Source organism: Pseudomonas sp. FFPRI_1, from assembly GCF_055384485.1.
On sequence record NZ_AP029168.1, the window covers coordinates 4143488 to 4165029 of the forward strand.

22 protein-coding genes are annotated in these 21542 nt (G+C 62.1%); 14 read left to right on the plus strand and 8 right to left on the minus strand.

Features of this window, described 5'->3' with window-relative positions; genetic code table 11:
- Window positions 1-55 precede the first annotated feature (55 nt).
- The 3 genes from ACZ5BO_RS18360 to lpxO all read right to left on the minus strand — a co-directional run bounded on the left by ACZ5BO_RS18360 (window position 56) and on the right by lpxO (window position 2761).
- Window positions 56-1207: a PQQ-dependent sugar dehydrogenase gene (locus ACZ5BO_RS18360; protein WP_464696012.1), complete on the minus strand. Its 1152-nt coding sequence runs from the start codon at window positions 1205-1207 to the stop codon at window positions 56-58.
- A gap of 74 nt (window positions 1208-1281) precedes the next feature.
- On the minus strand, window positions 1282-1656 hold the full coding sequence (locus tag ACZ5BO_RS18365) for a hypothetical protein (protein WP_464696013.1): 375 nt from the start codon (window positions 1654-1656) through the stop codon (window positions 1282-1284).
- A 205-nt stretch (window positions 1657-1861) separates the two neighbouring features.
- A complete protein-coding gene (gene lpxO / locus ACZ5BO_RS18370; RefSeq protein WP_464696014.1) occupies window positions 1862-2761 on the minus strand; it encodes a lipid A hydroxylase LpxO in 900 nt (299 codons plus the stop codon).
- Between the two features lie 363 nt (window positions 2762-3124).
- On the opposite strand from lpxO, the gene ACZ5BO_RS18375 reads away from it, so the two are divergent.
- The 3 genes from ACZ5BO_RS18375 to ACZ5BO_RS18385 all read left to right on the plus strand — a co-directional run bounded on the left by ACZ5BO_RS18375 (window position 3125) and on the right by ACZ5BO_RS18385 (window position 7072).
- Window positions 3125-3850, plus strand: coding sequence for an alpha/beta fold hydrolase (locus ACZ5BO_RS18375; protein ID WP_464696015.1), 726 nt, complete (start codon window positions 3125-3127; stop codon window positions 3848-3850).
- A 258-nt stretch (window positions 3851-4108) separates the two neighbouring features.
- On the plus strand, window positions 4109-5695 hold the full coding sequence (locus ACZ5BO_RS18380) for an ABC-F family ATPase (protein WP_025127398.1): 1587 nt from the start codon (window positions 4109-4111) through the stop codon (window positions 5693-5695).
- Between the two features lie 189 nt (window positions 5696-5884).
- Window positions 5885-7072, plus strand: a complete 1188-nt coding sequence (locus ACZ5BO_RS18385) for an MFS transporter (RefSeq protein ID WP_464696016.1) — start codon at window positions 5885-5887, stop codon at window positions 7070-7072.
- A 1-nt stretch (window position 7073) separates the two neighbouring features.
- Here the strand turns inward: ACZ5BO_RS18385 and ACZ5BO_RS18390 are convergent, their stop codons facing one another.
- Both ACZ5BO_RS18390 and ACZ5BO_RS18395 read right to left on the minus strand, forming a co-directional pair.
- Complete coding sequence (locus ACZ5BO_RS18390; protein ID WP_464696017.1) at window positions 7074-8111, minus strand: alpha/beta hydrolase family protein; 1038 nt, start codon at window positions 8109-8111, stop codon at window positions 7074-7076.
- A 247-nt stretch (window positions 8112-8358) separates the two neighbouring features.
- Window positions 8359-8970: an FMN-dependent NADH-azoreductase gene (locus ACZ5BO_RS18395; protein WP_025127401.1), complete on the minus strand. Its 612-nt coding sequence runs from the start codon at window positions 8968-8970 to the stop codon at window positions 8359-8361.
- A 129-nt stretch (window positions 8971-9099) separates the two neighbouring features.
- On the opposite strand from ACZ5BO_RS18395, the gene ACZ5BO_RS18400 reads away from it, so the two are divergent.
- The gene (locus ACZ5BO_RS18400; protein WP_464696018.1) at window positions 9100-10008 is read left to right on the plus strand and encodes a LysR substrate-binding domain-containing protein; all 909 of its coding nucleotides are present in this window, start codon (window positions 9100-9102) and stop codon (window positions 10006-10008) included.
- 11 nt (window positions 10009-10019) lie between these two features.
- Window positions 10020-10364 (plus strand): MmcQ/YjbR family DNA-binding protein, encoded by a 345-nt coding sequence (locus ACZ5BO_RS18405; RefSeq protein WP_025127403.1) that lies wholly within the window; start codon window positions 10020-10022, stop codon window positions 10362-10364.
- Here the strand turns inward: ACZ5BO_RS18405 and ACZ5BO_RS18410 are convergent.
- Both ACZ5BO_RS18410 and ACZ5BO_RS18415 read right to left on the minus strand, forming a co-directional pair.
- Entirely contained in the window at window positions 10361-10783 is a 423-nt protein-coding gene (locus tag ACZ5BO_RS18410; RefSeq protein WP_464696019.1) for a DUF1294 domain-containing protein, read from the minus strand. The two genes, ACZ5BO_RS18405 and ACZ5BO_RS18410, sit on opposite strands and share 4 nt — an antisense overlap.
- A complete protein-coding gene (locus ACZ5BO_RS18415; protein WP_025127405.1) occupies window positions 10780-11610 on the minus strand; it encodes an undecaprenyl-diphosphate phosphatase in 831 nt (276 codons plus the stop codon). The genes ACZ5BO_RS18410 and ACZ5BO_RS18415 overlap by 4 nt, the downstream gene beginning before the upstream one ends.
- A 297-nt stretch (window positions 11611-11907) precedes the next feature.
- On the opposite strand from ACZ5BO_RS18415, the gene ACZ5BO_RS18420 reads away from it, so the two are divergent.
- The 9 genes from ACZ5BO_RS18420 to ACZ5BO_RS18460 all read left to right on the plus strand — a co-directional run bounded on the left by ACZ5BO_RS18420 (window position 11908) and on the right by ACZ5BO_RS18460 (window position 20035).
- Window positions 11908-13542, plus strand: a complete 1635-nt coding sequence (locus ACZ5BO_RS18420) for a methyl-accepting chemotaxis protein (RefSeq protein WP_464701318.1) — start codon at window positions 11908-11910, stop codon at window positions 13540-13542.
- A 121-nt stretch (window positions 13543-13663) separates the two neighbouring features.
- The gene (gene pnuC, locus ACZ5BO_RS18425; protein ID WP_025127407.1) at window positions 13664-14227 is read left to right on the plus strand and encodes a nicotinamide riboside transporter PnuC; all 564 of its coding nucleotides are present in this window, start codon (window positions 13664-13666) and stop codon (window positions 14225-14227) included.
- Window positions 14224-14748 carry an AAA family ATPase gene (locus ACZ5BO_RS18430; RefSeq protein ID WP_464696020.1) on the plus strand — a complete coding sequence of 175 codons (525 nt, stop codon included), beginning with the start codon at window positions 14224-14226 and terminating at the stop codon, window positions 14746-14748. The genes pnuC and ACZ5BO_RS18430 overlap by 4 nt, the downstream gene beginning before the upstream one ends.
- A 329-nt stretch (window positions 14749-15077) precedes the next feature.
- Window positions 15078-15521, plus strand: a complete 444-nt coding sequence (locus ACZ5BO_RS18435; RefSeq protein ID WP_464696021.1) for a hypothetical protein — start codon at window positions 15078-15080, stop codon at window positions 15519-15521.
- 1 nt (window position 15522) lies between these two features.
- Window positions 15523-16101 carry an adhesin gene (locus ACZ5BO_RS18440; RefSeq protein WP_464696022.1) on the plus strand — a complete coding sequence of 193 codons (579 nt, stop codon included), beginning with the start codon at window positions 15523-15525 and terminating at the stop codon, window positions 16099-16101.
- Between the two features lie 63 nt (window positions 16102-16164).
- Window positions 16165-17151, plus strand: coding sequence for a heme utilization protein (locus ACZ5BO_RS18445; protein ID WP_464696023.1), 987 nt, complete (start codon window positions 16165-16167; stop codon window positions 17149-17151).
- A 63-nt stretch (window positions 17152-17214) separates the two neighbouring features.
- The gene (locus tag ACZ5BO_RS18450) at window positions 17215-17895 is read left to right on the plus strand and encodes a C39 family peptidase (protein ID WP_464696025.1); all 681 of its coding nucleotides are present in this window, start codon (window positions 17215-17217) and stop codon (window positions 17893-17895) included.
- Window positions 17896-17942: 47 nt separating this feature from the next.
- Entirely contained in the window at window positions 17943-18683 is a 741-nt protein-coding gene (locus tag ACZ5BO_RS18455; protein ID WP_025127413.1) for a hypothetical protein, read from the plus strand.
- 47 nt (window positions 18684-18730) lie between these two features.
- The gene (locus ACZ5BO_RS18460) at window positions 18731-20035 is read left to right on the plus strand and encodes a hypothetical protein (RefSeq protein WP_025127414.1); all 1305 of its coding nucleotides are present in this window, start codon (window positions 18731-18733) and stop codon (window positions 20033-20035) included.
- 70 nt (window positions 20036-20105) lie between these two features.
- Here ACZ5BO_RS18460 and ACZ5BO_RS18465 read toward each other — a convergent pair whose 3' ends face one another.
- On the minus strand, window positions 20106-21431 hold the full coding sequence (locus tag ACZ5BO_RS18465) for a sigma-54 dependent transcriptional regulator (protein WP_464696026.1): 1326 nt from the start codon (window positions 21429-21431) through the stop codon (window positions 20106-20108).
- Window positions 21432-21542: the final 111 nt, after the last annotated feature.

The window sequence follows — 21542 nt, forward strand, 5'->3', positions numbered from 1 at the left end:
GTCAAGGGGCCCCTGACCAGGGTTGGCGCGCCAAGGTCTACCCGGGTGCGCAGGGTTAGTCCAGGCCGACCTTGTACAGGGTGCCCTGGTCCTCGTCGGTGAGAATGTACAGGTAGCCATCCGGCCCCTGGCGCACATCACGGATCCGCGCCTTGAGATCGCCCAGCAGGCGCTCTTCATGTTCGATCCGATCGCCGTCGAACTGCAGGCGGATCAGTTCGCGACTGGCCAGGGCGCCAATGAACACATTGTGCTGCCAGGGCTTGAAGCGATCGCTGTCGTAGAAGGCCATTCCACTGATACCGGGGGATTTTTCCCAGACGTGGTGCGGGGCCACGGTGCCGGGCGCCGTCTGGCCACCGGCCTCGGCAATCGGCTGGCCGGAATAGTCGATGCCGTGGGTCGCCAGGGGCCAGCCGTAGTTCTTGCCACGCTCGATGAGGTTGATCTCGTCACCGCCCTTTGGCCCGTGCTCGTTCTCCCACAAGGTGCCGCTCCAGGGATTGAGCGCCGCCCCCTGCGGGTTGCGATGGCCGAAACTCCAGATTTCCGGGCGCACCCCGGGGCGGCCGACGAAGGGATTGTCATCTGGCACCCGGCCATCCGGGTACAGGCGCACGATCTTGCCCTGGAGCTTGTCCAGGTCTTGGGCGGTGGCACGCTCGTTGTTTTCCCCGAGGGTAATGAACAGGTAGCCATCGCGGTCGAACACCAGCCGTGAACCGAAGTGGTTACCGGTGGACAGCTTGGGTTCCTGGCGGAAGATCACTTGGAAGTCCTTGAGCCCGCCGAGGTCATCAGCCAGGCGTCCACGGCCCACCACGGTGCCGGCGGTGCCTCCCGTGCCACCACCCTCGGCGTAGGACAGGTAGACCAGGCGGTCCTGCTTGAAGTCCGGCGACAGCACCACATCCAGCAGGCCGCCCTGGCCGTTGGCCCAAACCTGGGGCACTCCACTCAAGGGCGCCGACAGCTTGCCCTGGGGGCTCACCAGCCGCAGGCTTCCGGACCGTTCGGTGACCAGCATGCCCTGGTTGCCCGGTAAAAAGGCCAGGGCCCAGGGATGGTTCAAGCCCTCAACCAGCGGGGTCAGGTGCACGGTGCCCTGCTCACTGGGAAATGACTGGCTGCTGGCAGCCGAGGCCGCTCCTGCAACGCCCAGCAGGACACTGGCGCACAGCCCGGCGAAAAAGGTTTTACCCAACATGCTCGCTTCCTTCTGTGGATCACAATCCATGGCCGCTGCGCGTGAACCAGCCGCCGGTTCGACACAAGGGCGCCTCAGCGCCGGTTGCTGTTATCGGTATCACGAGGGTTCTGCACCTGGGGGGCGGGGTTAGGCTGCTGCGCCCCGCCCCGCGGGTAGCCATTGCCGATGCCGCCATTTTCCAGGGTTGGCGGCCGCCCGATCGGCACGGTATTGGGCCCGCGCACGGGCGGCCCAGCGGGCTGAGTGCCCTGCATGCTATTGGGATTGGCCCGCCGGATCGGGTTGCTGTAGGGGTTGTTGTTGCCACTGTTGGGCAGGTTCTGCACCAACTGCAACGGGCCGGGGACCTGGCTGGAGGCAGGCGTGCCGACACTGCCGGCCGAGGCGGCGCCAACGCTGCAACTGAGTGCGATGAATGCGGCAAACCCGCGAGCCAGAGTGTTCATGACAAGTCTCCTGAGGAGCGACAAGGTATCGGATTCGATTCCACGCTACGCCCAGGGTTCGGCTTTGTTAACTAAATAAACCGTCAGAACATGTAACACCGGATGCCGGCAGGGAGGCAGGCGCCAGGCGAATGAACCGGCCGGCACCTGCAAGCTCGGAAGTTGCAGGTGCCGGCCGACGGAGATAGCCCGAAGGGCAGAAGAATCAGATGTAGATGAACAGCAACAACAAGGACGCGAAGATCGCCCATTTTTCCAGGTAGTAGCGCGTGCGGTTGCGCTTCTTGAGCTCTTTGCCCCGCAGGCGGATCTTGTACAGCTTGGTGAAGGCCCGGTTCAGTCCGCCGGTCTTGTCGCCGGCATCGTTCGGCGAACCGGCCGCCGACATCACCGTGCGGCTGAACCAGCCGTTGAACGCCGCGGCCCAGCGATACTTCATCGGCCGCTCGACATCGCAGAACAGAATGATGCGGTTCTGCTCGGTGGTGTTTTCCGCGTAATGGATATAGGTCTCGTCGAACATCACCGCTTCGCCATCGCGCCAGTGATAGCGCTCGCCGTCAACTTCGATGTAGCAGCCTTCGTTGTTGGGCGTGGACAACCCCAGGTGATAGCGATAGGAACCGGCATAAGGGTCACGGTGGCGCACCAGTTTCGAGCCTGGGGGCAGCTCGGCGAACATTGCCGCCTTGATCGAGCCGATGCTCTGCACCAGTTCGGTGGTGCGCGGGCACAGTTTCATCGCCGACGGATGGCTGTCGCCGTACCACTTCAGGTAGAAGCGTTTCCAGCCGGTCTTGAAGAAGGAATTGAACCCCACGTCGTTGTATTGGTCCGATCGTTTGATCGCCCCGGCCTGCATCAGGTTCTGACCTTCGGCGCGGATCTCTTCCCAGTGCTCCTGGAGCTTGTTCATCTCGGGAAAGTCGGCGGGATCGAGATACGGCCGGTTGGGAAACTTGGAGAACAGGTAGAGAAAGCAGTTGATGGGGGCCAGAAAGGTTGAGTGATCACTCAGTTGGCGTCCCAGTTTGTGGCGCACGCGCCCCCGCAGGTGTACGTACGCAATGGATAAAACGTATACAGCGGCAATGATGAGTTTCACGGAAATTGTCACACTTCAGAAGAGAGCGTGCTGCGCCTCTAAAACCCCGGGAGGGGCAGAAGGCAAATGGCAGCGTCTGAGTTGAAAAAAAACGTGATCGGCGATCGTCTTGGTCGCCGATCCGACCCTCGGCGTCCGGCCGTCGGCAGGCATTTTAGCCACACTTTGTAACCAATGGTTAACTCAAATTTGTGAAAAGGTGCAGTGGTTCTGTAGGAATCCCTCTGTACTGCGCCAGGTTTTGATCCAGCTCAACAAAACTCATCCCGGGGCCTCACCGACGGCGCCGAGCTGGGTCGGACGGATTTCCCAAGGTATCCTGCGCACCGCCTCTCGCTCCCTTTCCCGGCAAGGACCGCTGATATGACCGCCTCCCCGATCCCCCCTCGCCTGGTGCTGCTCCCGGGCATGGACGGTACCGGCAGCCTGTTTGAACCGTTGCTGCAGGCCTTGGGCCCGGACTGGCCGGTACAGGTCCTGAGCTACCCTGACGACCAGCCCCTGGATTACCCGCAACTGCTGGAACGCGTGCTGCAACAGATACCGCAGGATCAGCCCTTTGTGCTGGTGGGCGAGTCCTTCTCCGGGCCGCTGGCGGTCAGCCTTGCCGCCAGGCGCCCGGCGAACCTGCGGGGACTGGTGCTGTGCTGCAGTTTCGTCTGCAATCCACGCCCCGCGCTGGCCCCCTTGAAGCCGTTCCTCAGGTTCCTGCCCCTGCAACGCTTGCCCTTATGGCCATTGGACGCGCTGTTGCTGGGGCGCTTCTCCACGGAGCCGTTGCGCCGCGCCCTGGCCAAGGCGATTGCCCAGCCTGCCGCGCACGTGCTGCAAGCCCGTCTGCAAGCCGTGATCGCCGTGGATGTACGCCAGGCCCTGGGGCTATCAGAGGTGCCGCTGCTGTACCTGCGAGCCCGGGCCGACCGCCTGGTGCCACCCTCGGCTTGTGCCCTGATCCGGCAACTGCGCAAGGATGCCCGATGGGTAGAGATCGATGCCCCCCACTGCCTGCTCCAGGCAGCGCCAGCCGAGGCGGCGCTGCACTTGCAGCGGTTCGTAAATGGGCTGGACGAGCACCCGCGCACCCTCTGACGACAGCTGAGCCGGCCCCTTCCAGGCTAAATTCCCTGCCTCAGCGTCATACAACTGCTCGTTTACATATGCGACAATGCGCGCAAATTCCAACGCGCACCCCGCACTCTTTGCTCAGCAACCCGGCCCCGGCGCCGGAATGTTGCGCTCGACGTACGTCCGCTGGCTCAGTTCCACACCCAGACCGGCCCGACCTGGAAGGTTCCAGATCGCGCCCTGTGAATTCGCCCCAGCGCTAAATCATTGGCAGGTAAGTAATTGATCTCCACAGCTAACATCACCATGCAGTTCGGCGCCAAGCCGTTGTTCGAGAACGTTTCGGTCAAGTTCAACGGCGGCAACCGCTACGGCCTGATCGGCGCCAACGGTTGCGGCAAGTCGACTTTCATGAAAATCCTCGGTGACGACCTCGAGCCATCCGGTGGCCAGGTCATGCTGGAACCGAACGTGCGCCTGGGCAAACTGCGCCAGGACCAGTTCGCCTACGAAGAATTCACCGTGATCGACACCGTGATCATGGGCCACGAGGAGCTGTGGAAGGTCAAGGCCGAGCGCGATCGCATCTACTCGCTGCCGGAAATGACCGAAGAAGACGGCATGGCCGTGGCCGAGCTGGAAACCGAATTCGCCGAGATGGACGGCTATACGGCCGAATCCCGCGCCGGTGAACTGCTGCTGGGCCTGGGCATTCCCCTGGAACAGCACTTCGGCCCGATGACCGAAGTCGCACCCGGCTGGAAACTTCGGGTATTGCTGGCCCAGGCACTGTTCTCCGATCCGGAAGTGCTGCTGCTCGACGAACCGACCAACCACCTGGACATCAACACCATCCGTTGGCTGGAAACGATCCTGACGGCGCGTAACAGCACCATGATCATCATTTCCCACGACCGTCACTTCCTCAACAGCGTCTGCACCCACATGGCCGACCTGGACTACGGCGAACTGCGTCTGTTCCCGGGCAACTACGACGAGTACATGACCGCGGCGACCCAGTCCCGCGAGCAGCTGCTGTCGGACAACGCCAAGAAGAAAGCCCAGATTGCCGAACTGCAGACCTTCGTCAGCCGCTTCTCGGCCAACGCCTCGAAAGCCAAGCAGGCCACCTCCCGCGCCAAGCAGATCGACAAGATCCAGCTGGCCGAGGTCAAGCCATCGAGCCGCGTCAGCCCGTTCATCCGTTTTGAACAGACCAAGAAGCTGCACCGCCAGGCCGTGACCATCGAACAGATGTCCAAGGGTTTCGACGGCAAGACTCTGTTCAAGAACTTCAGCTTCACCATCGAGGCCGGCGAGCGCGTAGCGATCATCGGCCCGAACGGTATCGGCAAGACCACCCTGCTGCGCACCCTGGTGGGCGAACTGACCCCGGACGCCGGTTCGGTGAAATGGACTGAAAGTGCCGAGGTCGGCTATTACGCCCAGGACCACGCCCACGACTTCGAAGACGACGTCAGCCTGTTCGACTGGATGGGCCAATGGACCCAGGGCGAGCAGATGATCCGCGGCACCCTGGGCCGCATGCTGTTCTCCAACGACGAGATCCTCAAGTCGGTCAAGGTGATTTCCGGTGGTGAGCAAGGCCGCATGCTGTTCGGCAAGCTGATCCTGCAAAAGCCCAACGTGCTGGTGATGGACGAACCGACCAACCACTTGGACATGGAATCCATCGAGGCGCTGAACCTGGCCCTGGAAAACTACCCGGGCACCCTGGTCTTCGTCAGCCACGACCGCGAATTCGTGTCGTCCCTGGCCACCCGCATCATCGAGCTGAGCCCAAGCGGCGTGACCGACTTCAGCGGCACCTACGATGATTACCTGCGCAGCCAGGGTGTGATGTTCTAAAGGCAGCGGCGAGTTTCAAGCCTCAAGCTGCACCTGAAGAGCCCCGTCCATTGTGATGGGGCTTTTTTTTGCGTGGTCCTCCTTATATAGAGGCCGGCGGCGGGCGGGATAAATAGTTAGCATGCTTTCTTTTACCGTCGCGGCACGCGATGATGCCGGTCTCTAACCGCCGCCCGCGAACGAGCCTTCATGCCTGAACCACAGACGCCCGCCCCCAGCTCCATGGCGATCACCCTGCAGATCGTCTCCATCGTCTTCTACACCTTTATCGCGTTCCTCTGCATCGGCCTGCCGATTGCCGTACTGCCGGGCTATGTCCACGATCAGTTGGGTTTCAGCGCGCTGGTTGCGGGGCTGGTCATCGGCTCGCAGTACCTGGCCACCCTGCTCAGCCGGCCCATGGCCGGGCGCATGTCGGACACCGTGGGCACCAAGCGCTCGATCATCTATGGGCTGCTGGGGATTCTCCTCAGCGGGGTGCTGACCCTGGTGTCGGTGCTGCTGGAACATCTGCCCTTGTTGAGCCTGACGGTGCTGCTCGGCGGACGCTTGCTGCTGGGGGTGGCCCAGGGGCTGATCGGCGTCGGCACCATCAGCTGGTGCATGGGCCAGGTGGGCACTGAACACACGGCGCGGTCGATTTCCTGGAATGGCATTGCCTCCTATGGCGCCATTGCCATCGGTGCCCCGCTGGGGGTGAAGATGGTCGAGAATTACAGCTTCGCCAGCCTGGGCATCGCCCTGTCGGCCATGGCCTTACTGGCCTTGCTGCTGATCCGCAACAAGCCCTCGGTCCCGGTGGTTCGCGGTGAGCGCCTGGCGTTCTGGGCGGTGTTCGGACGCATTGCGCCCTTTGGCGCGAGCCTGAGCCTGGCATCCATCGGCTACGGCACCCTGACCACCTTCATTGCGCTGTTCTATGTGAGCCGAGGCTGGACCGGCGCCGCCTATTGCCTGACGGTATTCGGCATCTGCTTCATCTGCTCACGTCTGCTGTTCATCTCCAGCATCAGCCGTTTTGGTGGTTTTGCATCGGCGATTGCCTGCATGTGCGTCGAAACCCTGGGGCTGGTCCTGCTCTGGCTTGCACCGTCCGCCGGCTGGGCGCTGGTCGGGGCCGGGCTCACCGGTATCGGCCTGTCGCTGGTCTATCCGGCATTGGGCGTGGAGGCCATCAAGCAGGTGCCCAACAGCAGCCGCGGGGCCGGTTTGAGTGCCTATGCGGTGTTTTTTGACCTGGCCCTGGCCATCGCCGGCCCCTTGATGGGCGCAGTGGCGCTGAACCTCGGCTATTCGTGGATCTTCTTCTGCGCCGCCCTGCTCTCGGTCACCGCCCTGGGCCTGACGCTGCTGCTCAAGCGCCGCAACGGCGCCTGAGTCACTGATCGGCGGTTTGCATGCCGGCACGGCTCGGCTTGCCCAGGGTGTGGGCGAAGAACTTGCCGGCCTCGGAAATCAGATTGCGGTGGATGTCCTCGCGATCGACGCCGTCGGCATCGGTGCACAAGGCCGGCATCGCCGCCAGTTGCTCTGCGCTGCAAGGCGCCATGAACACGAAGTGCCCGGCACCGGCCAGCAGCTTGAAGTCCGGCGCCACCGGCAACTTGCGGGCCAGGGCCGCGGCATTCTTGTCCAGGGCCACCAACTGATCGCCATCACCGCTGTAGAGCAGCACCGGCACATGCACTCCGGCCAGGGTCTGGCGACCGAACTTCAGGCTCAACGGGGCCATCAGCAACAAGGCATGTACCCGCGGATCGGCCACTGGCTGCAGATCGTCACGATCGACGATCAGTTCACCCTGGGTATTGCAGGCGTCATGGTCACCAGGGCGTTCCAGGCAGTAGCGTCGCAGGCGGTCCAGGTCCGGAGTGGCGCCGGAGAGGATCAGGGCGGTTTCGCCGCCAGCGGAATAACCTATGACCCCCACCTGGTCGGCGTTGACGAAAGGCGACAGCATCGGGTCGCTCAATGTCGCGGTAATGGCTTCGGAAATCTGGATCGGCCGCCCATAGAGATTGCTCAAGGTGCCCAGGCGGCTGTGGTCCTTGGAATTGTCACCCGGGTGGATCACCGCCACCACGACAAACCCCTTGCGCGCCAGGGAGGTGGCCAGGTCGTGCAGGGCCAGGGGCGTGCCGGTATTGCCGTGGGAGAGCATCAGCATCGGGAAACGGCCGATGGCGACCTTGGCATCCCGGGATGCCGCAATCTGATAGCCCTCAAGTGGGCTGTTGTGCTCAATGCCGGTGGACGGATAGAAGGCGATGGCGCGCATCGGCTGCTGGTCCAGGGGATCGAGAAAACTCATCTCATGGAAACCGACGCTCCAGTGCGGGTGTGGCGCAGGCGCGGCCTGGACTGAATTCAGGCTGCTGAGCAGGCAGATCAGTAACAATGCACCAAGACGTTTCATCACACGCCCACCTTCGCTGCTGGATCAAGAAAGCCCATTGCCCCTGCCATCCCTTGCCGCCAAGGCTTGAAGCCACATGGCCCGCTCATGCTGGCTGCACATGCCGGGCCTATCACTGTATGCCCTGCATAACCCGGGCCAAAAAACACAGACAACAAAAAACTCCGTACTCCGATCACTTTGCACAGTGAGCAGAATACAGAGTCTAGTGGTGCTCGACGCGCTTGAAAGCGTCTTTACACAAGCCTTACGCGGCGGCGAAGAGTTGCTCGCCGATTTGCGCCTGGGCGTCAGTCATGGCCTTGTTGCGCACCTCTTCACCGTAGGCCAGGCCATGGGCGCGGACGAACTCGATGTCGGTGATGCCGAGGAAGCCAAACAGCACTTTCAGGTAATCCTCATGGGCAACCCCGGTCGCCTGGCCAACGTGCAGGCCGCCGGAGGTGGACACCACAATCACCTTCTTGCCACCGCACAGGCCTTCCGGACCGGCCTCGGTGTAGCGGAAGGTCTGGCCGGCCACGGCGATGCGGTCGATCCAGGCCTTGAGCTGGGTGGGGATGGTGAAGTTGTACATCGGCGCGGCGATCACCACCGCGTCGGCCGCCTGGAACTCGGCCAGGGCCTGGGCGCTGAGTTCGGCCTCGTGCTTCAGTGCGGCATCGCGCAGTTCGGCGGCAGTGCCGGCGGCCACCAGGGTTGCGGCGGAGAAGTGGCTGATAGCGTCACCGGCCAGGTCGCGGTAGGTCACGGCGATGTCGGCACGGGCGGCTTTCCAGGCCTCGACCACGCTGTGGCTCAGTTGGCGGGAGGCCGAGTTGTCGCCAAGGATGCTCGAATCGATATGCAACAGTTTCATGGGAGATCTCCAAGTGAGGACCGCCACTGGGCGATCAGATGTTGGCAATCCTACAGATGAAATCAATGGCTGATTAGTCAGCAAAAATGCGATAGTTCGTCCCATCAGCAGGACAGTAGAGCCCTCCTCATGCAAGACCTCAACGATCTCTATTACTTCGCCAAGGTAGTGGAAGCCGGCGGCTTTGCCGCTGCCGGGCGTCTGCTGGGCATTCCCAAGTCGCGCCTTTCAAGGCGCATCGCCGAACTCGAAGAGCGCCTCAACGCCCGCTTGCTGCAACGCACCACCCGGCAGTTGAAACTGACCGCGGTGGGCGAACGCTACCTGAGTCATTGCCAGGCCATGCTGCTGGCCGCGGAAATGGCCGACGAAGCCGTGGCCGCCATGGCCAGCGAACCCCGCGGGCGCCTGCGGGTGTCGAGCCCGGTGGGCCTGGCCCATGAATTACTGACGCCGCTGGTGGCGCGCTTCTTGGAAAAGTACCCTCAGGTGCAACTGGAGATGTTGCTGCTCAACCGCCGCGTCGATCTGGTCAATGAAGGCGTCGATGTAGCCTTGCGCGTGCGCGAGCACGGTGATGAGGACCCGCTGCTGGTCACCCGCCGCCTGCGACCGGCGCAGACCGTGATGGTCGCCACCCCGGCCTTTGTCCGCGAGCACCCGGTGGAGCATCCCGAAGACTTGCGGCGCCTGCCATTGCTCGGTGCCCTGGAGGCCGATCGCCTGCTGCACCTGCGCCTGCTGGATCAACAGGGCAATACCTGCGACCTGGCCCTGGAGGCACGCCTGGGAATCGACGACTTCATTGTCCGTCGCGCCTGCGCCCTCGCAGGCCTGGGCTGTACGGTATTGCCAATGCTGTATTGCGAAGAAGAACTGGCCAGCGGCCAGCTGGTCCAGCTGCTGCCGCAATGGTCGTTGCCCGGCGGCTGGCTGCAAGCGGTGTATCCTCACCGACGGGGTGTCCTGCCGGCCGTACGGGCCTGGCTCGAGCACCTGAGCGAATCCTTCGAGAGCTGCGGAGAACGACTGCTGTGAAAGCCCGAACCCTGGATGAACAACAAGTGGCGCAATTCTGCCTGGCCCTGCCGGGCGCGCGGGAAGACTACAAGTGGGGTGGCGTGCGGGTGTTTTCGATTGCCGGCAACAAGATGTTCGCCGTACAGAACCTGCGGGGCGACTCCCTGGCATTCAAGGTCGACCAGGAACTGTTTCTCGGCCATGTCGACCGCCCGGGCATTGCCCCCGCGCCCTACCTGGCCCGGGCGCACTGGATCATCATGTCCAGCCCCTACCCGCTGGATGCAGCAGAGCTTGAGCAACTGCTGCGGCGCTCCCACCAATTGGTGGTGAGCAAGCTGCCCAAGCGGGTACAGGTTGCCCTGCTGCTCTAGAACAGGCTCGGCAGCTGGCTTTGCACAAACAGGCGGTCGATCCAGAACACCTGGTGCAGGGCCACGATCAGCCAGAACAGCGTCTGGTAGGAAACCTTGCGGGTCTTGTGGCGCAGCAGTTGCTGGGCCAGCAAAGCGCCGGGCCAGCCGCCAGCCAGCTCCAGCGCATGCAGGACATTCTCTGGGGTGCGCGGGCCCTGCGCCTGGGCGCGGCGCTTGTCGTGCCAATACACAATAAAGGTCAGCAGGCTGACCGCAGCGTAGATCGCCAGGGGCAGGATCGACTCTCCCTGCCACCACAAGGACAGCGAACCGTACAGCGGCAACGCGCAAAGCACTGCGAACACCAGCAGCTTGGCGCGCGGATTCTGAATACGTGCGCCGCGGCTGGCGCCCTGTTCGTTGCGTGCCGCCTTCACGCTTTGGCCGCCGCCCAGTCGACCCAGCCGAACTGCCAGGTCGCCAGGATCAGCAGGCCGAAGGCGATGCGATACCAGGCGAACGCTGCATAGCTGTGGCTGGCAATGAACTTCAGCAAGCCCTTGACCGCGATCATGGCGAAGATGAACGCGGTGATGAAACCGATGGCGAACACCGGGAAATCATCAGGCTGGAACAGGTGACGGTATTTGTAGCCCGAATACACGGCCGCTCCGACCATGGTCGGCATGGCCAGGAAGAACGAAAACTCGGTGGCGGTCTTGCGTGACAGGCCGAACAGCAGCCCGCCAATAATGGTCGAGCCTGAGCGCGAAGTACCCGGGATCATCGCCAGGCACTGGGCGCAACCGATCTTCAGGGCATCCTTCCAGGTGATCTGGTCGACGTTCTCGGCGTGCACCTGATGCTGCCGGCGCTCGGCCCAGAGCATGATGATGCCGCCAATCACCAGGGCCGTGGCGACGGTGATGGGATTGAACAGGTAGGCGTGGATCAGGTCGGCGAAGATCACCCCCAGCACCACCGCCGGAAAGAAGGCGATCAGCAGGTTGACGGTAAAGCGTCGGGCCTTGGGCTGGGTCGGCAAACCCAGCACCACATCGAGGATCTTGCCCCGGAACTCCCAGACCACCGCCAGGATGGCCCCCAACTGGATGATGATGTTGAAGGCCATCGCCCGCTCACCACCGAAGTCGAGCAGGTCGGCCACGATGATCTGGTGCCCGGTGCTGCTGATGGGTAAAAACTCGGTCAGGCCTTCGACGATCCCGAGTATCAATGCCTGCGCGGCGGTCCAAAGATCCATCAATCCCCCATGAGGCGATGCGCTTGGCATGCCTCTTCTTCTAAGTATTCAAGACGTTCACTGCGAGACGAGCGTAGCCGAGAATTCGGCGCCCGTAAGATCAACACAAACCCATGAAAATTCTGTGAAAACTGCAGAAATGTTCAGGTTTTGCCTCAAGGCGCCGAAATCCTAACAGACAGGCGCAAAATGCGCCGCGATGTTATTGGACTTCCGTAGGGTTGGCGCTAAGGGGCAGGCATGCTTGGATGCTCGCGGCCTTTTATGACAAGAACAAGAATCTGGAGTGACCGGATGATAAACAGCTTACGCAAGATCTCCATCAGTCAGCGCCTGTGGCTGATTCTGGTCGTCGCGGTACTGACCCTGGTGGCCCTGGGCCTGATGATGCTCAAGCAGACCCACAGCGACCTGTACCAGGCCAAGGCGCAGAAAACCCAGCATGTGGTGCAGACTGCCGCCGGCGTACTGGACTATTACCACGGCCTGGAAGCGGCCGGCAGCCTGAGCCGCGAGCAGGCGCAACAGCAGGCGCTGCTGGCGATTCGCGGGCTGCGCTACAACCAGAACGACTACTTCTGGATCAACGACCTGACGCCAGTGATGATCATGCACCCGGCCAACCCCAAGCTCGATGGGCAGAACCTGGCCGCGATCAAGGATCCGGACGGCTTCGAGGTGTTCAACGAGATGGTCAGCCTGGCCAAGGCCAAGGGCGCTGGCATGGTCGACTACCGCTGGCCCAAACCCGGGGCCGAGCAGCCGGTGCAGAAGACCTCCTATATCCAGCTGTTCCAGCCCTGGGGCTGGATCATCGGCTCCTGGGTCTACATCGATGACCTGCAGCAGGAATTCCGCGCCCAGGTACTGCGGGCCTCTACCATTGGCCTGGTGATCGCCCTGCTGATGACGGCGCTGGTGGTGCTGATCCTGCGCAGCATCGTCAATCCGCTGCGCGAGACGGTGCACGCCATGGCCAACATCGCCAGCGGCGAGAGCGACCTGACCCGCAGCCTGGATACCCACGGCCAGGATGAAGTCACCGAGCTGGCCCGGCACTTCAATGGCTTCAGCGCCAAGCTGCGTCGGGTGGTCATGCAGTTGCAGGACAGCGCCGGAGCCCTGGAGCAGTCTTCCAGCGAACTGGGCAGCAACGCTGCCGAGGCCCAGGAACGCAGCCAGCAGCAATCCCAGCAGATGGAACAGGTGGCCGCGGCCATCAGCCAGGTCAACACCGGCGTCCAGGACGTGGCGAAGAACGCCGAGCATGCCGCCGAAGAAGTGCGTGAAGCCGAGGCCCAGGCCCAGCAGGGCCAGGTCAATATCGACGGCAGCCTGCAACAGATCGATCAACTGTCGGGGACCATCGACCAGGCCGTGGAGGTGATCCGCACCCTGGCGGCGGAAAGCACCCAGATCGGCAGCGTGCTGGAGGTGATCCGCTCAATTGCCGAACAGACCAACCTGCTGGCCCTGAATGCGGCCATCGAGGCCGCCCGGGCTGGCGAGCAGGGACGCGGCTTTGCCGTGGTCGCCGATGAGGTACGCCTGCTGGCCCAGCGCACCCAGCAGTCCACGGCGGAAATCCAGGGCATGATCGAACGCCTGCAGAACCACTCGGAAGCGGCAGTCAAGGTCATCGGCGACAGCAGCCGGGCCTCGCAACTGACCATCGAGCAAGCCGGGCTGGCCGGCGCCAGCCTGAGTGCCATCGGCCAGGCCCTGCGCACCCTCAACGGCCTGAATGCCTCGATTGCCAGTGCCACCCTGCAGCAAGCCCATGTGGTCGAAGACATCAACCACAACGTCGGCCAGGCTGCCGGCCTGTCCCAGGGCACGGCCTTGGCCGCCCAGCATTCCAGCGCCGCCAGCCGGCATCTCAAGGAACTCTCCGAACAGCTCAACGGCCTGCTCCGGCAATTTCGCGTCTGAGCCCCGCAACCGCCCGAAAACCCGCCGAGCACCAGCCCGGCAGTTTTCGGGCAGGCCCTGACGTGCGGCGCCCAGTCTGGGTACAATCCGCCCCCTTCTCCACTTCCCCCAAGGAACCGCCATGTCCGGGCTTGAACTGTTTGCCGCTGCCCTCGGCGTCATCGCCGTCTGGCTGACGGTCAGGCAGAACCCCTGGTGCTGGCCCATCGGCCTGGTGATGGTGCTGCTCTACAGCTGGATCTTCTACGAGGTCAAGCTCTACTCCGACATGCTGCTGCAGGTGGTCTACGCCGTGCTGCAACTCTATGGCTGGTGGCAGTGGACCCGGGGCGGAGAGCAGCATCAGGGGCGTCCGGTCAGCCAGTTGCAAATCCCGGCGCTGCTCCAGGGATTGGGCCTTGGGGCCCTGGGCAGCCTGGTGCTGGGCGCGGCCATGGCCCACTGGACCGACGCTGCGCAACCCTGGCTGGACGCGGCCCTGACCGGTTTCAGCCTGGTGGCCCAATGGTGGATGGCGCAGAAGCGCGTGCAGTGCTGGCCGCTGTGGATTGCCGTGGACGTGATTTTCGTCGGCCTGTTCATCTACAAGGATCTCTACCTGACAGCGGCGCTGTACGCCCTGTTCACCCTACTGGCCGTGCAGGGCTGGCGAGCCTGGCGCGCCGACCCGGCGCTGCAATCGTGAAGACCGTGGTCCTGACCGGGCCCGAGTCCAGTGGCAAGAGTTGGTTGGCGGCGGAACTGCAGGCGCATTTCGGTGGCATCCAGGTGGGCGAGTACGTGCGCCACTTCATCGATCAGCAGCGCCGCGATACCTGCCTGGCCGACATCCCCGAGATTGCCCGCGGGCAACTGGCCTGGGAGGATCAGGCTCGGGCACAACGGCCCGAATTGCTGATTCTCGACACCCACCTGCTGAGCAACCTGCTCTGGAGCCAGACCCTGTTCGGTGACTGCCCGTCCTGGCTGGAAGCGCAATTGCTCGCCCGGCATTACGACCTGCACCTGCTGCTGTCGCCGGACGACGTGGCCTGGAGCGACGATGGCCAGCGCTGCCAGCCGCAACTGGCCGAGCGCCAGGCCTTTTTTGAAGCCACACGGCTCTGGCTCCAGCAGCACCGTCAGCCTTACCGCATCATTGGCGGTGACTGGCCAGCCCGTCGGCAACAGGCCTTCGAGCAGATCCGCCAGCTGCTGTCGGCGTGACCGAGCACCACGCCTTAAGGCCACCGGTGTCCATCCCTGAAACACTCCTCTGGCGATCCGGCCGCCATTTTCCTGGCTAACGCCGGCTGCCGGAGAATCTGTTAAGCCACTGATACAACCCCGCAGCAACCCCTGTTCCAGAGCTTTGCGCCGGCTATGGCCAATGGCCGTCGGGGGGGCTTGTTTCAGCCATGAAACAGTTCCCCCCAGCTACGCTCCAAATCTTTTGCAACCCCTTGAACCTGCTATGAAATTCAAAAGCGGCACGGCTTCTGCTCTCTTCCTCGCAACGCTGACTAGGGCCAGCACTGAGAAGAAGGAATACCGCCGTGGGGACTCTGAATAAAAGCTTCACCCACCTGTTGCTGATCGGTTGTGCTGTCAGCGCGGTGTACAGCCTTCCGGTTCTGGCGGCAGGCAATGGCGAAATCGTCCTTGAACGCCAAGTGCACCCAACCCCCGCCGGGCGCCCGCTGAATCTCGATCCCAATCCCACTACGGTCAATGCCAATCCTTCGGGACTGGTCACTGGCACGCTCAACAGCGAAATGAGCGACAACGAGTTCGCCGGGGTCAACAGCGGGTCTCTGGTTCGCGGCGCCATGATGCCCAACAACACTAGTGTCCCCGGCCTCAACGTGGTGACCAATCCCGATGGCCTGCCCGGCATGGCCGCCGGCCACGGGGGTGGCTCGGGCGCGTCGATCTCCAATTCGATCAATCGCTCCATCAGCTCCGGCATGGCGCCCTTGAACAACATCGGAGGCCGCTGAGATGAAACGCACGCTGCTCCTGCTCGCCCTCCTCGGCTGCGCCTCGGCCATGGCCGATAACGGCGGCCAGCCCCAGGACACCGCGACCTTGATCAATTCCGGCTCGGCCTACACCGGCAACCTCAACATCAACCAGGCCGCGGGCGACCAACAACAGCAAACCAACGTGCGGGCCATCGCCATTGGCACCAACGCCAAGGCCAGCACCAGCGTGACCCAGAAACTCACAACACCAGCCGATCGCTCGCTCAATGCCAGCAGCACCATCGGCGGCAACTCTTTCAGCAACGGCAACGGCGCACTGGGCGTGAACCAGTCGTCCGGGGCCAACAACCAGATGGCCAATGCCTTGCGGATCAGCATCAGTGCCAATCCGCAAAGCGTTGACGACAGCGCCCTGTCACAACAGAACGTGGCGCTGTTACCAGACTCAGGAGCAACTGGCACCCAGCAAGGCAGCCGCCAGGTCGTTACCAGCGACCAGGCCTTCACCGGCAGCCGTGGAGTGATTCAGGTGAACCAGAGTGCCGGGGTGGGGAACCGAATGGCTAACACCCTGAGTATCCGGGTCGCAGATTGACCCCTCGTAGTGCAATTAGAAAGTACCAACACTTAACCAACTAATAAGCACCGGAGAAACACCATGAAACCCACAATGGCTCTCAAACCACTGGTTTTCGCCCTGGCCGCAGTCATGGCAATGGCCGCTCAGGCAGGTGGTAACGATCATGGCAACAACGGCGGTCATGGCAACGATCACGGCAATCAGGGTCCTGATCTCAACACCCTGCTGCAGATCACCGCAGGCGCAGGCGCTGCCGTTCTGGACGTACAGAACAGCAACACCAACGTGGTGAAAAACCAGGGCACCAACAACAACGCCAAGATTGACAACTCGCTGAACAACTCCAACGGCAACATGGGCGCCAACGCCGCCGCCGGCGACGGCAACCAACAAGACAATGCCGCCGCCCTGGCCACCGCCGATGAATCCTTCATCTTCGGCAGTGCAGTGGCCGTCTCCAGCGCCACCCAGGTCAACAACAACAACTACGTGAAAAACTCCTCCACCCAAAACAACGCCGTGCTCAACAACTCTGGCAACAACGGCTCCGGCAACATCGGCATGAACGTCACCTCCGGCGACTTCAACCAACAGAAAAACAACCTGGCGATTGCCGTTTCCGGTGGTCGCGTAGCCACCGCCGCCGCCTCGGCCAACCAATCCTCGACCAACCTGGTGGTGGATAACAAAGGTGTCCAAGCCTACAAAAAAGACACCCTCACTGGCGGCTTCGTAGCCTCTGGCACCTACAAAGGCACCGGCAGCGGCAAAATTGAAGGCGGCGATGATCACGGCGGCGGCCATGGCTATGGCGACAACAAAGGCCACGGCAACGACGATCAGAAACTCACCTTCAAAGAACAAGGCACGATCGAACTGGCTGGCTACTGGACCCAGCAAGTGCTGACCAAAGACGGCTGGAAAAACCCAGTGGTCAACAACGCCAGCATGACCGGCTCGATGAACGGCTTCTCCGGCAACGGTGGCGCCAACGTCTCGGCCGGCGTCGGCAACCAACAAAGCAACTCGCTGTCCATTGCCGCCGGCTGCAAAGCCTGCATGTAGTCGCAATCGTAACGAAAGCCCCGGAAACGGGGCTTTTCCACAGTCTCACCAGGCGTAACGATCATGCGAACTGCGATCATCATTCTACTGTTGAGCCTTTGCGGCCCCGTGCATGCAGCTCAGATGGCAGTGGCCGGGCTTCCAGGCGGCGGCCTGATCTTCAAGCAAGTGCAGAGCGTGCGTGAACGCAAGTTCAGCGACATCGTCGAACAAAAAACCGACTTCAGCTGTGGTGCTGCGGCTCTGGCGACCATCCTGCGCCAGGCCTACTGGCTGGATGTCAACGAGGAACAAGTGATCAAGGGCATGCTGATGAACTCGGACCAGAAGCTGGTTCAGACTCAGGGGTTCTCGATGCTGGACATGAAACGCTACGCGGAAAGCATTGGCATGCGCGCCCGGGGCTACCGGATTCCTCCGGAAAAGCTCGAGGCCGTGACCATTCCGGTGGTCGTCCTGATGGAAATTCGCGGCTACAAGCACTTCGTGGTGATGCAGCGGGCGCAAAAAGACTGGGTCTACATCGGTGACCCGGTGCTGGGTCACAAGCGCTACACCCATGAAGACTTCGTCAAGGGCTGGAATGGCATCGTCTTCGCCATCATCGGCCCAGGCTATGACAAGGCCAATGCCTTGCTCGACCCACCCGCCCCGCTGACCGCGAAGAACAAGCTCGACACCTTCTACCCGGTCAAAGACGCGGAACTGATGGATTTCGGTTTCATCCAGAGCGACTTCTTCTAGAAGCGTGCACAACGATAAAGGGGAGCAGGACGCTCCGGGAGCGGCAGATGAAGACTTCATACTGGCTGGCTGCAGCTTGCCTGGCAGCAGCGCTTCCAGCCCATGCTGGTTTCAAACCCATCGAAGTTCAGGACCAGGAACTCTCGCAGATGCGCGGACGGTATGTGATGCCGGGACGGATCATCAGTTTCGGCATCGTCATGAGCAGTACCTGGCGCAACGCCAGTGGCGACCTGATTGGCGCCACCAGCAGCCTGCAGATTCAACAATCCACCGTCACCCCGCAGTTCTATGTCACCACCGTCAATCAAGCGGGTAACGGCAGTCCGCCCTCCCAGGGCACAGGCAACGTGATAGGGGGCGCCGGCCTGGGCACAGGCCAGGGCGTGACTCAGGTAGTGCGAGCCGCCGGTGACGGCAACAGCGCCTATAACAACGTCAGTATCAATGTCAGCGAAGCCAACCAGGCGCCCGCCCTGAGCAATACGCCAGGGCAAGCCCTGCTCAATGGCCAGACCATCACTGGCAGCAACGCGGCCGGCAGTGTCTCGGTTTCAGCGATCAATGGCGGGATCCAGATGGCCATTCTGGCCAGCAGCAATCAGGGCGGCACCTTGCAGCAAGTGGCCCAGGGCAATGTCCTGCAAAACACCCGGCTGCTGGGTAACAGCAACCTGGTCAACAACCTGACCCAACTCAACGTAGTCCTGCAAAACAACGGCCCCAGTAAAGGCGCGCTGGACTGCAACCTGACCACGCTCAACGGACTACGCAATTTAAAATTCTGAACTACGCTCCTTCCGACCATTGGGGTTTACAAGGGACGGTTTATTTCATGTATCGATCGGTTTCACTGCGCGCAGTTGTATGTTTGAGCACTCTTATCCCGGCGGCGACGCTGCAAGCCGCCCCCGCCTCGGATGTAGAGACCCTGAAACAGGAACTTCTGGAGCTGAAGCAACGTTACGAAGTGCAGCAGAAGGCGCTGGCAGTGCTGGAACAACGGGTTCGTCAAGTCGAAGACCAACCCGCTGCGCCAACTCCCAAGCGCTTGGCCAAATCGCCATCCGATCTCAAAGGCAACCAGCAAGTCGCTGGCAGAGGCGCTGCGGCAGCGTCCGGAGGGGCTGCCGGGGGAGGTGCTAGCTATGGCCAGTCGCTCAAGGATGATTCAACCCCAGCTCAAAGTGTGACCAACCTCTATGACGAAGCCAGCGGTTTCTTTGGTGGCGGCAAGTTCAGCTTCGAAACAGGCATGACCTATGCCCGCTACGACACCCGGCAACTGACCCTCAACGGGTTTCTGGCGCTCGACTCGATCCTGCTGGGCAACATCAACCTGGATCGGATCAAGTCCGATACCTGGACCCTCGACCTGACCGCTCGCTACAACCTCAACAACCGCTGGCAGTTCGATATAAACGCGCCAGTCATCTATCGTGAGTCGACTTATCAATCGGGTGGCGCAAACGGCGGCAGCAGCCAATCCATCTCGGAAAATACCGTTACTCGCGACCCGACGCTGGGGGATGTCAACGTCGGGGTTGCCTACAAGTTCCTCGACGAGTCCGACTCCCTGCCTGATGCGGTAGTCAGCGTGCGGGTCAAGGCGCCCACCGGCAAGGATCCTTTCGGTATCAAGTTCATCCAGCCGGACCCCAGCAACAACAATCTGGTGGTACCTGAAAGCCTGCCAACCGGTAATGGCGTCTGGTCTGTGACCCCCGGGATCTCGCTGGTCAAGACGTTCGACCCGGCGGTGCTGTTCGGCAGCCTGTCCTACACCCACAACCTGGAAGAATCGTTCAGTGACATCAGCTCCAATGCCGGCGAGAAGATCCCCGGCAAGGTGCGACTGGGCGACAGCTTCCAGATTGGCGCCGGCGTCGCCTTTGCCCTGAACGAAAAAATGAGCATGGCGTTCTCGGTGTCTGACCAGATTCAAAGAAAAAGCAAGATCAAGTACACCGGCCAGGACTGGCAGTCAGTGGAATCCAGCGATGCCAACGCCGCCTATTTCAACGTCGGCATGACCATTGCCGCCACCGACCACCTGACCATCGTGCCCAACCTGTCCCTGGGCATGACCCAGGACGCACCGGACTTCACCTTCAGCCTGAAATTCCCCTACTACTTCTAACCCGCTCGCACAAACGCCAAGGCCCGCTGCGATTGCTCGATCGCAGCGGGCCTTGGCGCTTCTCCCCGCCCTAGCGGATCTGGTGCTTGTGCAGCAAACGGTAGAAGGTCGGGCGCGAGATGCCCAGCACCCGTGCCGCGACGCTGAGGTTGTCGCTGTGCCGGTTCAGCACATCGCACAGCGCCTGGTGTTCGGCACGGTGCTTGTAATCTTCCAGGGTGCCCATGGGGGCATCCTGGGGCTGCAGGCTCTGCAGCCCCAGGTCACTGGCCTGGATCTGCCGCCCTTCGGCCAGTACCAGGCCACGGCGCACTCGGTTGGCCAGCTCACGGACGTTGCCCGGCCAGTCATGCTTGCCCATGGCGGCCAGGGCAGCCTCGCTGAAGCTACGGGGACGCCGTCCGGTTTCCTGGCTGTAGAAATGCGCAAAATGGCTGGCCAGCATGCCCAGGTCGCCATGGCGCTCGCGCAACGGCGCGGTGATCACCTGCAGCACATTCAGCCGGTAATAGAGGTCTTCGCGAAAACGCCCACTGGTAATGGCGGCCTCCAGGTCGACGTGGGTCGCCGCGAGGACCCGCACATCCACCGGAATCGGTTGGCTGCCCCCGACCCGCTCGATGTGCTTTTCCTGCAGGAAACGCAGCAGGTTGGCCTGCAGCTCCAACGGCAGGTCGCCGATTTCATCAAGAAACAAGGTGCCGCCATGGGCCGCCTCGATGCGCCCGACCTTGCGTTGATGGGCACCGGTAAAGGCGCCCTTCTCATGGCCGAAGAGCTCGGACTGGATCAAGTGCTCGGGGATCGCCCCGCAATTGATCGCGACAAAGGGTTTGCCGTGGCGCTGTGACTGACGATGCAGGGTCCGCGCGACCAGTTCCTTGCCCGTGCCGCTTTCACCGCGGATCAGCACTGGCGATTCGGTAGGCGCCAGTTTGCTCAACAATTTGCGCAGGTCACGGATCGAACGACTGTCACCGAGCAACTCGTGCTCGGGCTGGTCCACATGAATCGCCCCCTGGCCCCGCAGGCGCGCCATGCCGAACGCTCGGCCCAGGGTCACCTGGACCCGCGACACGTCAAACGGCAAGGTATGAAAATCGAAGAACCACTCGCAGACAAAGTCACCGACCTTCTGCAACCGCAACACTTCCTGGCTCAACACGGCGATCCACTCGGTGCCGCTGTGGCTGATCAGGTCCTTGACCGCTTCCGGACGTTCCAGATGAAAGGGCTGCAAGCGCAGCAAGCCGACATCGCAAGAACGCTCGCGGGCGGATTCCAGGTCACAGCTGTCGACGTCCCAACCAATGCTGCGCAATCCCGGTAACAGACGATGACAATCGTCGCAGGGATCGACCACCAGCAAGCGCCGCTGCACGGGGGCTTCGAGCATGAAGATTCCTCGCTGCCAGGGAAGGGAAAAGTTATTAGAAACAGTGGTTTGGCAAACCTGGCTGTAACATTAGCAAGAACTTGACACCGGAATGTATCGTTTGCTTATAGC

Coding starts and splice junctions, on each gene's coding strand:
- ACZ5BO_RS18400 (WP_464696018.1), top strand. CDS start 9,100: ATGCAAGACCTCAACGATCTCTATTACTTCGCCAAGGTAGTGGAAGCC.
- ACZ5BO_RS18440 (WP_464696022.1), top strand. CDS start 15,523: ATGAAACGCACGCTGCTCCTGCTCGCCCTCCTCGGCTGCGCCTCGGCC.
- ACZ5BO_RS18390 (WP_464696017.1), bottom strand. CDS start 8,111: ATGAAACGTCTTGGTGCATTGTTACTGATCTGCCTGCTCAGCAGCCTG.
- ACZ5BO_RS18450 (WP_464696025.1), top strand. CDS start 17,215: ATGCGAACTGCGATCATCATTCTACTGTTGAGCCTTTGCGGCCCCGTG.
- ACZ5BO_RS18455 (WP_025127413.1), top strand. CDS start 17,943: ATGAAGACTTCATACTGGCTGGCTGCAGCTTGCCTGGCAGCAGCGCTT.
- ACZ5BO_RS18365 (WP_464696013.1), bottom strand. CDS start 1,656: ATGAACACTCTGGCTCGCGGGTTTGCCGCATTCATCGCACTCAGTTGC.
- ACZ5BO_RS18385 (WP_464696016.1), top strand. CDS start 5,885: ATGCCTGAACCACAGACGCCCGCCCCCAGCTCCATGGCGATCACCCTG.
- pnuC (WP_025127407.1), top strand. CDS start 13,664: ATGTCCGGGCTTGAACTGTTTGCCGCTGCCCTCGGCGTCATCGCCGTC.
- ACZ5BO_RS18465 (WP_464696026.1), bottom strand. CDS start 21,431: ATGCTCGAAGCCCCCGTGCAGCGGCGCTTGCTGGTGGTCGATCCCTGC.
- ACZ5BO_RS18445 (WP_464696023.1), top strand. CDS start 16,165: ATGAAACCCACAATGGCTCTCAAACCACTGGTTTTCGCCCTGGCCGCA.
- ACZ5BO_RS18360 (WP_464696012.1), bottom strand. CDS start 1,207: ATGTTGGGTAAAACCTTTTTCGCCGGGCTGTGCGCCAGTGTCCTGCTG.
- ACZ5BO_RS18415 (WP_025127405.1), bottom strand. CDS start 11,610: ATGGATCTTTGGACCGCCGCGCAGGCATTGATACTCGGGATCGTCGAA.
- ACZ5BO_RS18460 (WP_025127414.1), top strand. CDS start 18,731: ATGTATCGATCGGTTTCACTGCGCGCAGTTGTATGTTTGAGCACTCTT.
- ACZ5BO_RS18375 (WP_464696015.1), top strand. CDS start 3,125: ATGACCGCCTCCCCGATCCCCCCTCGCCTGGTGCTGCTCCCGGGCATG.
- ACZ5BO_RS18395 (WP_025127401.1), bottom strand. CDS start 8,970: ATGAAACTGTTGCATATCGATTCGAGCATCCTTGGCGACAACTCGGCC.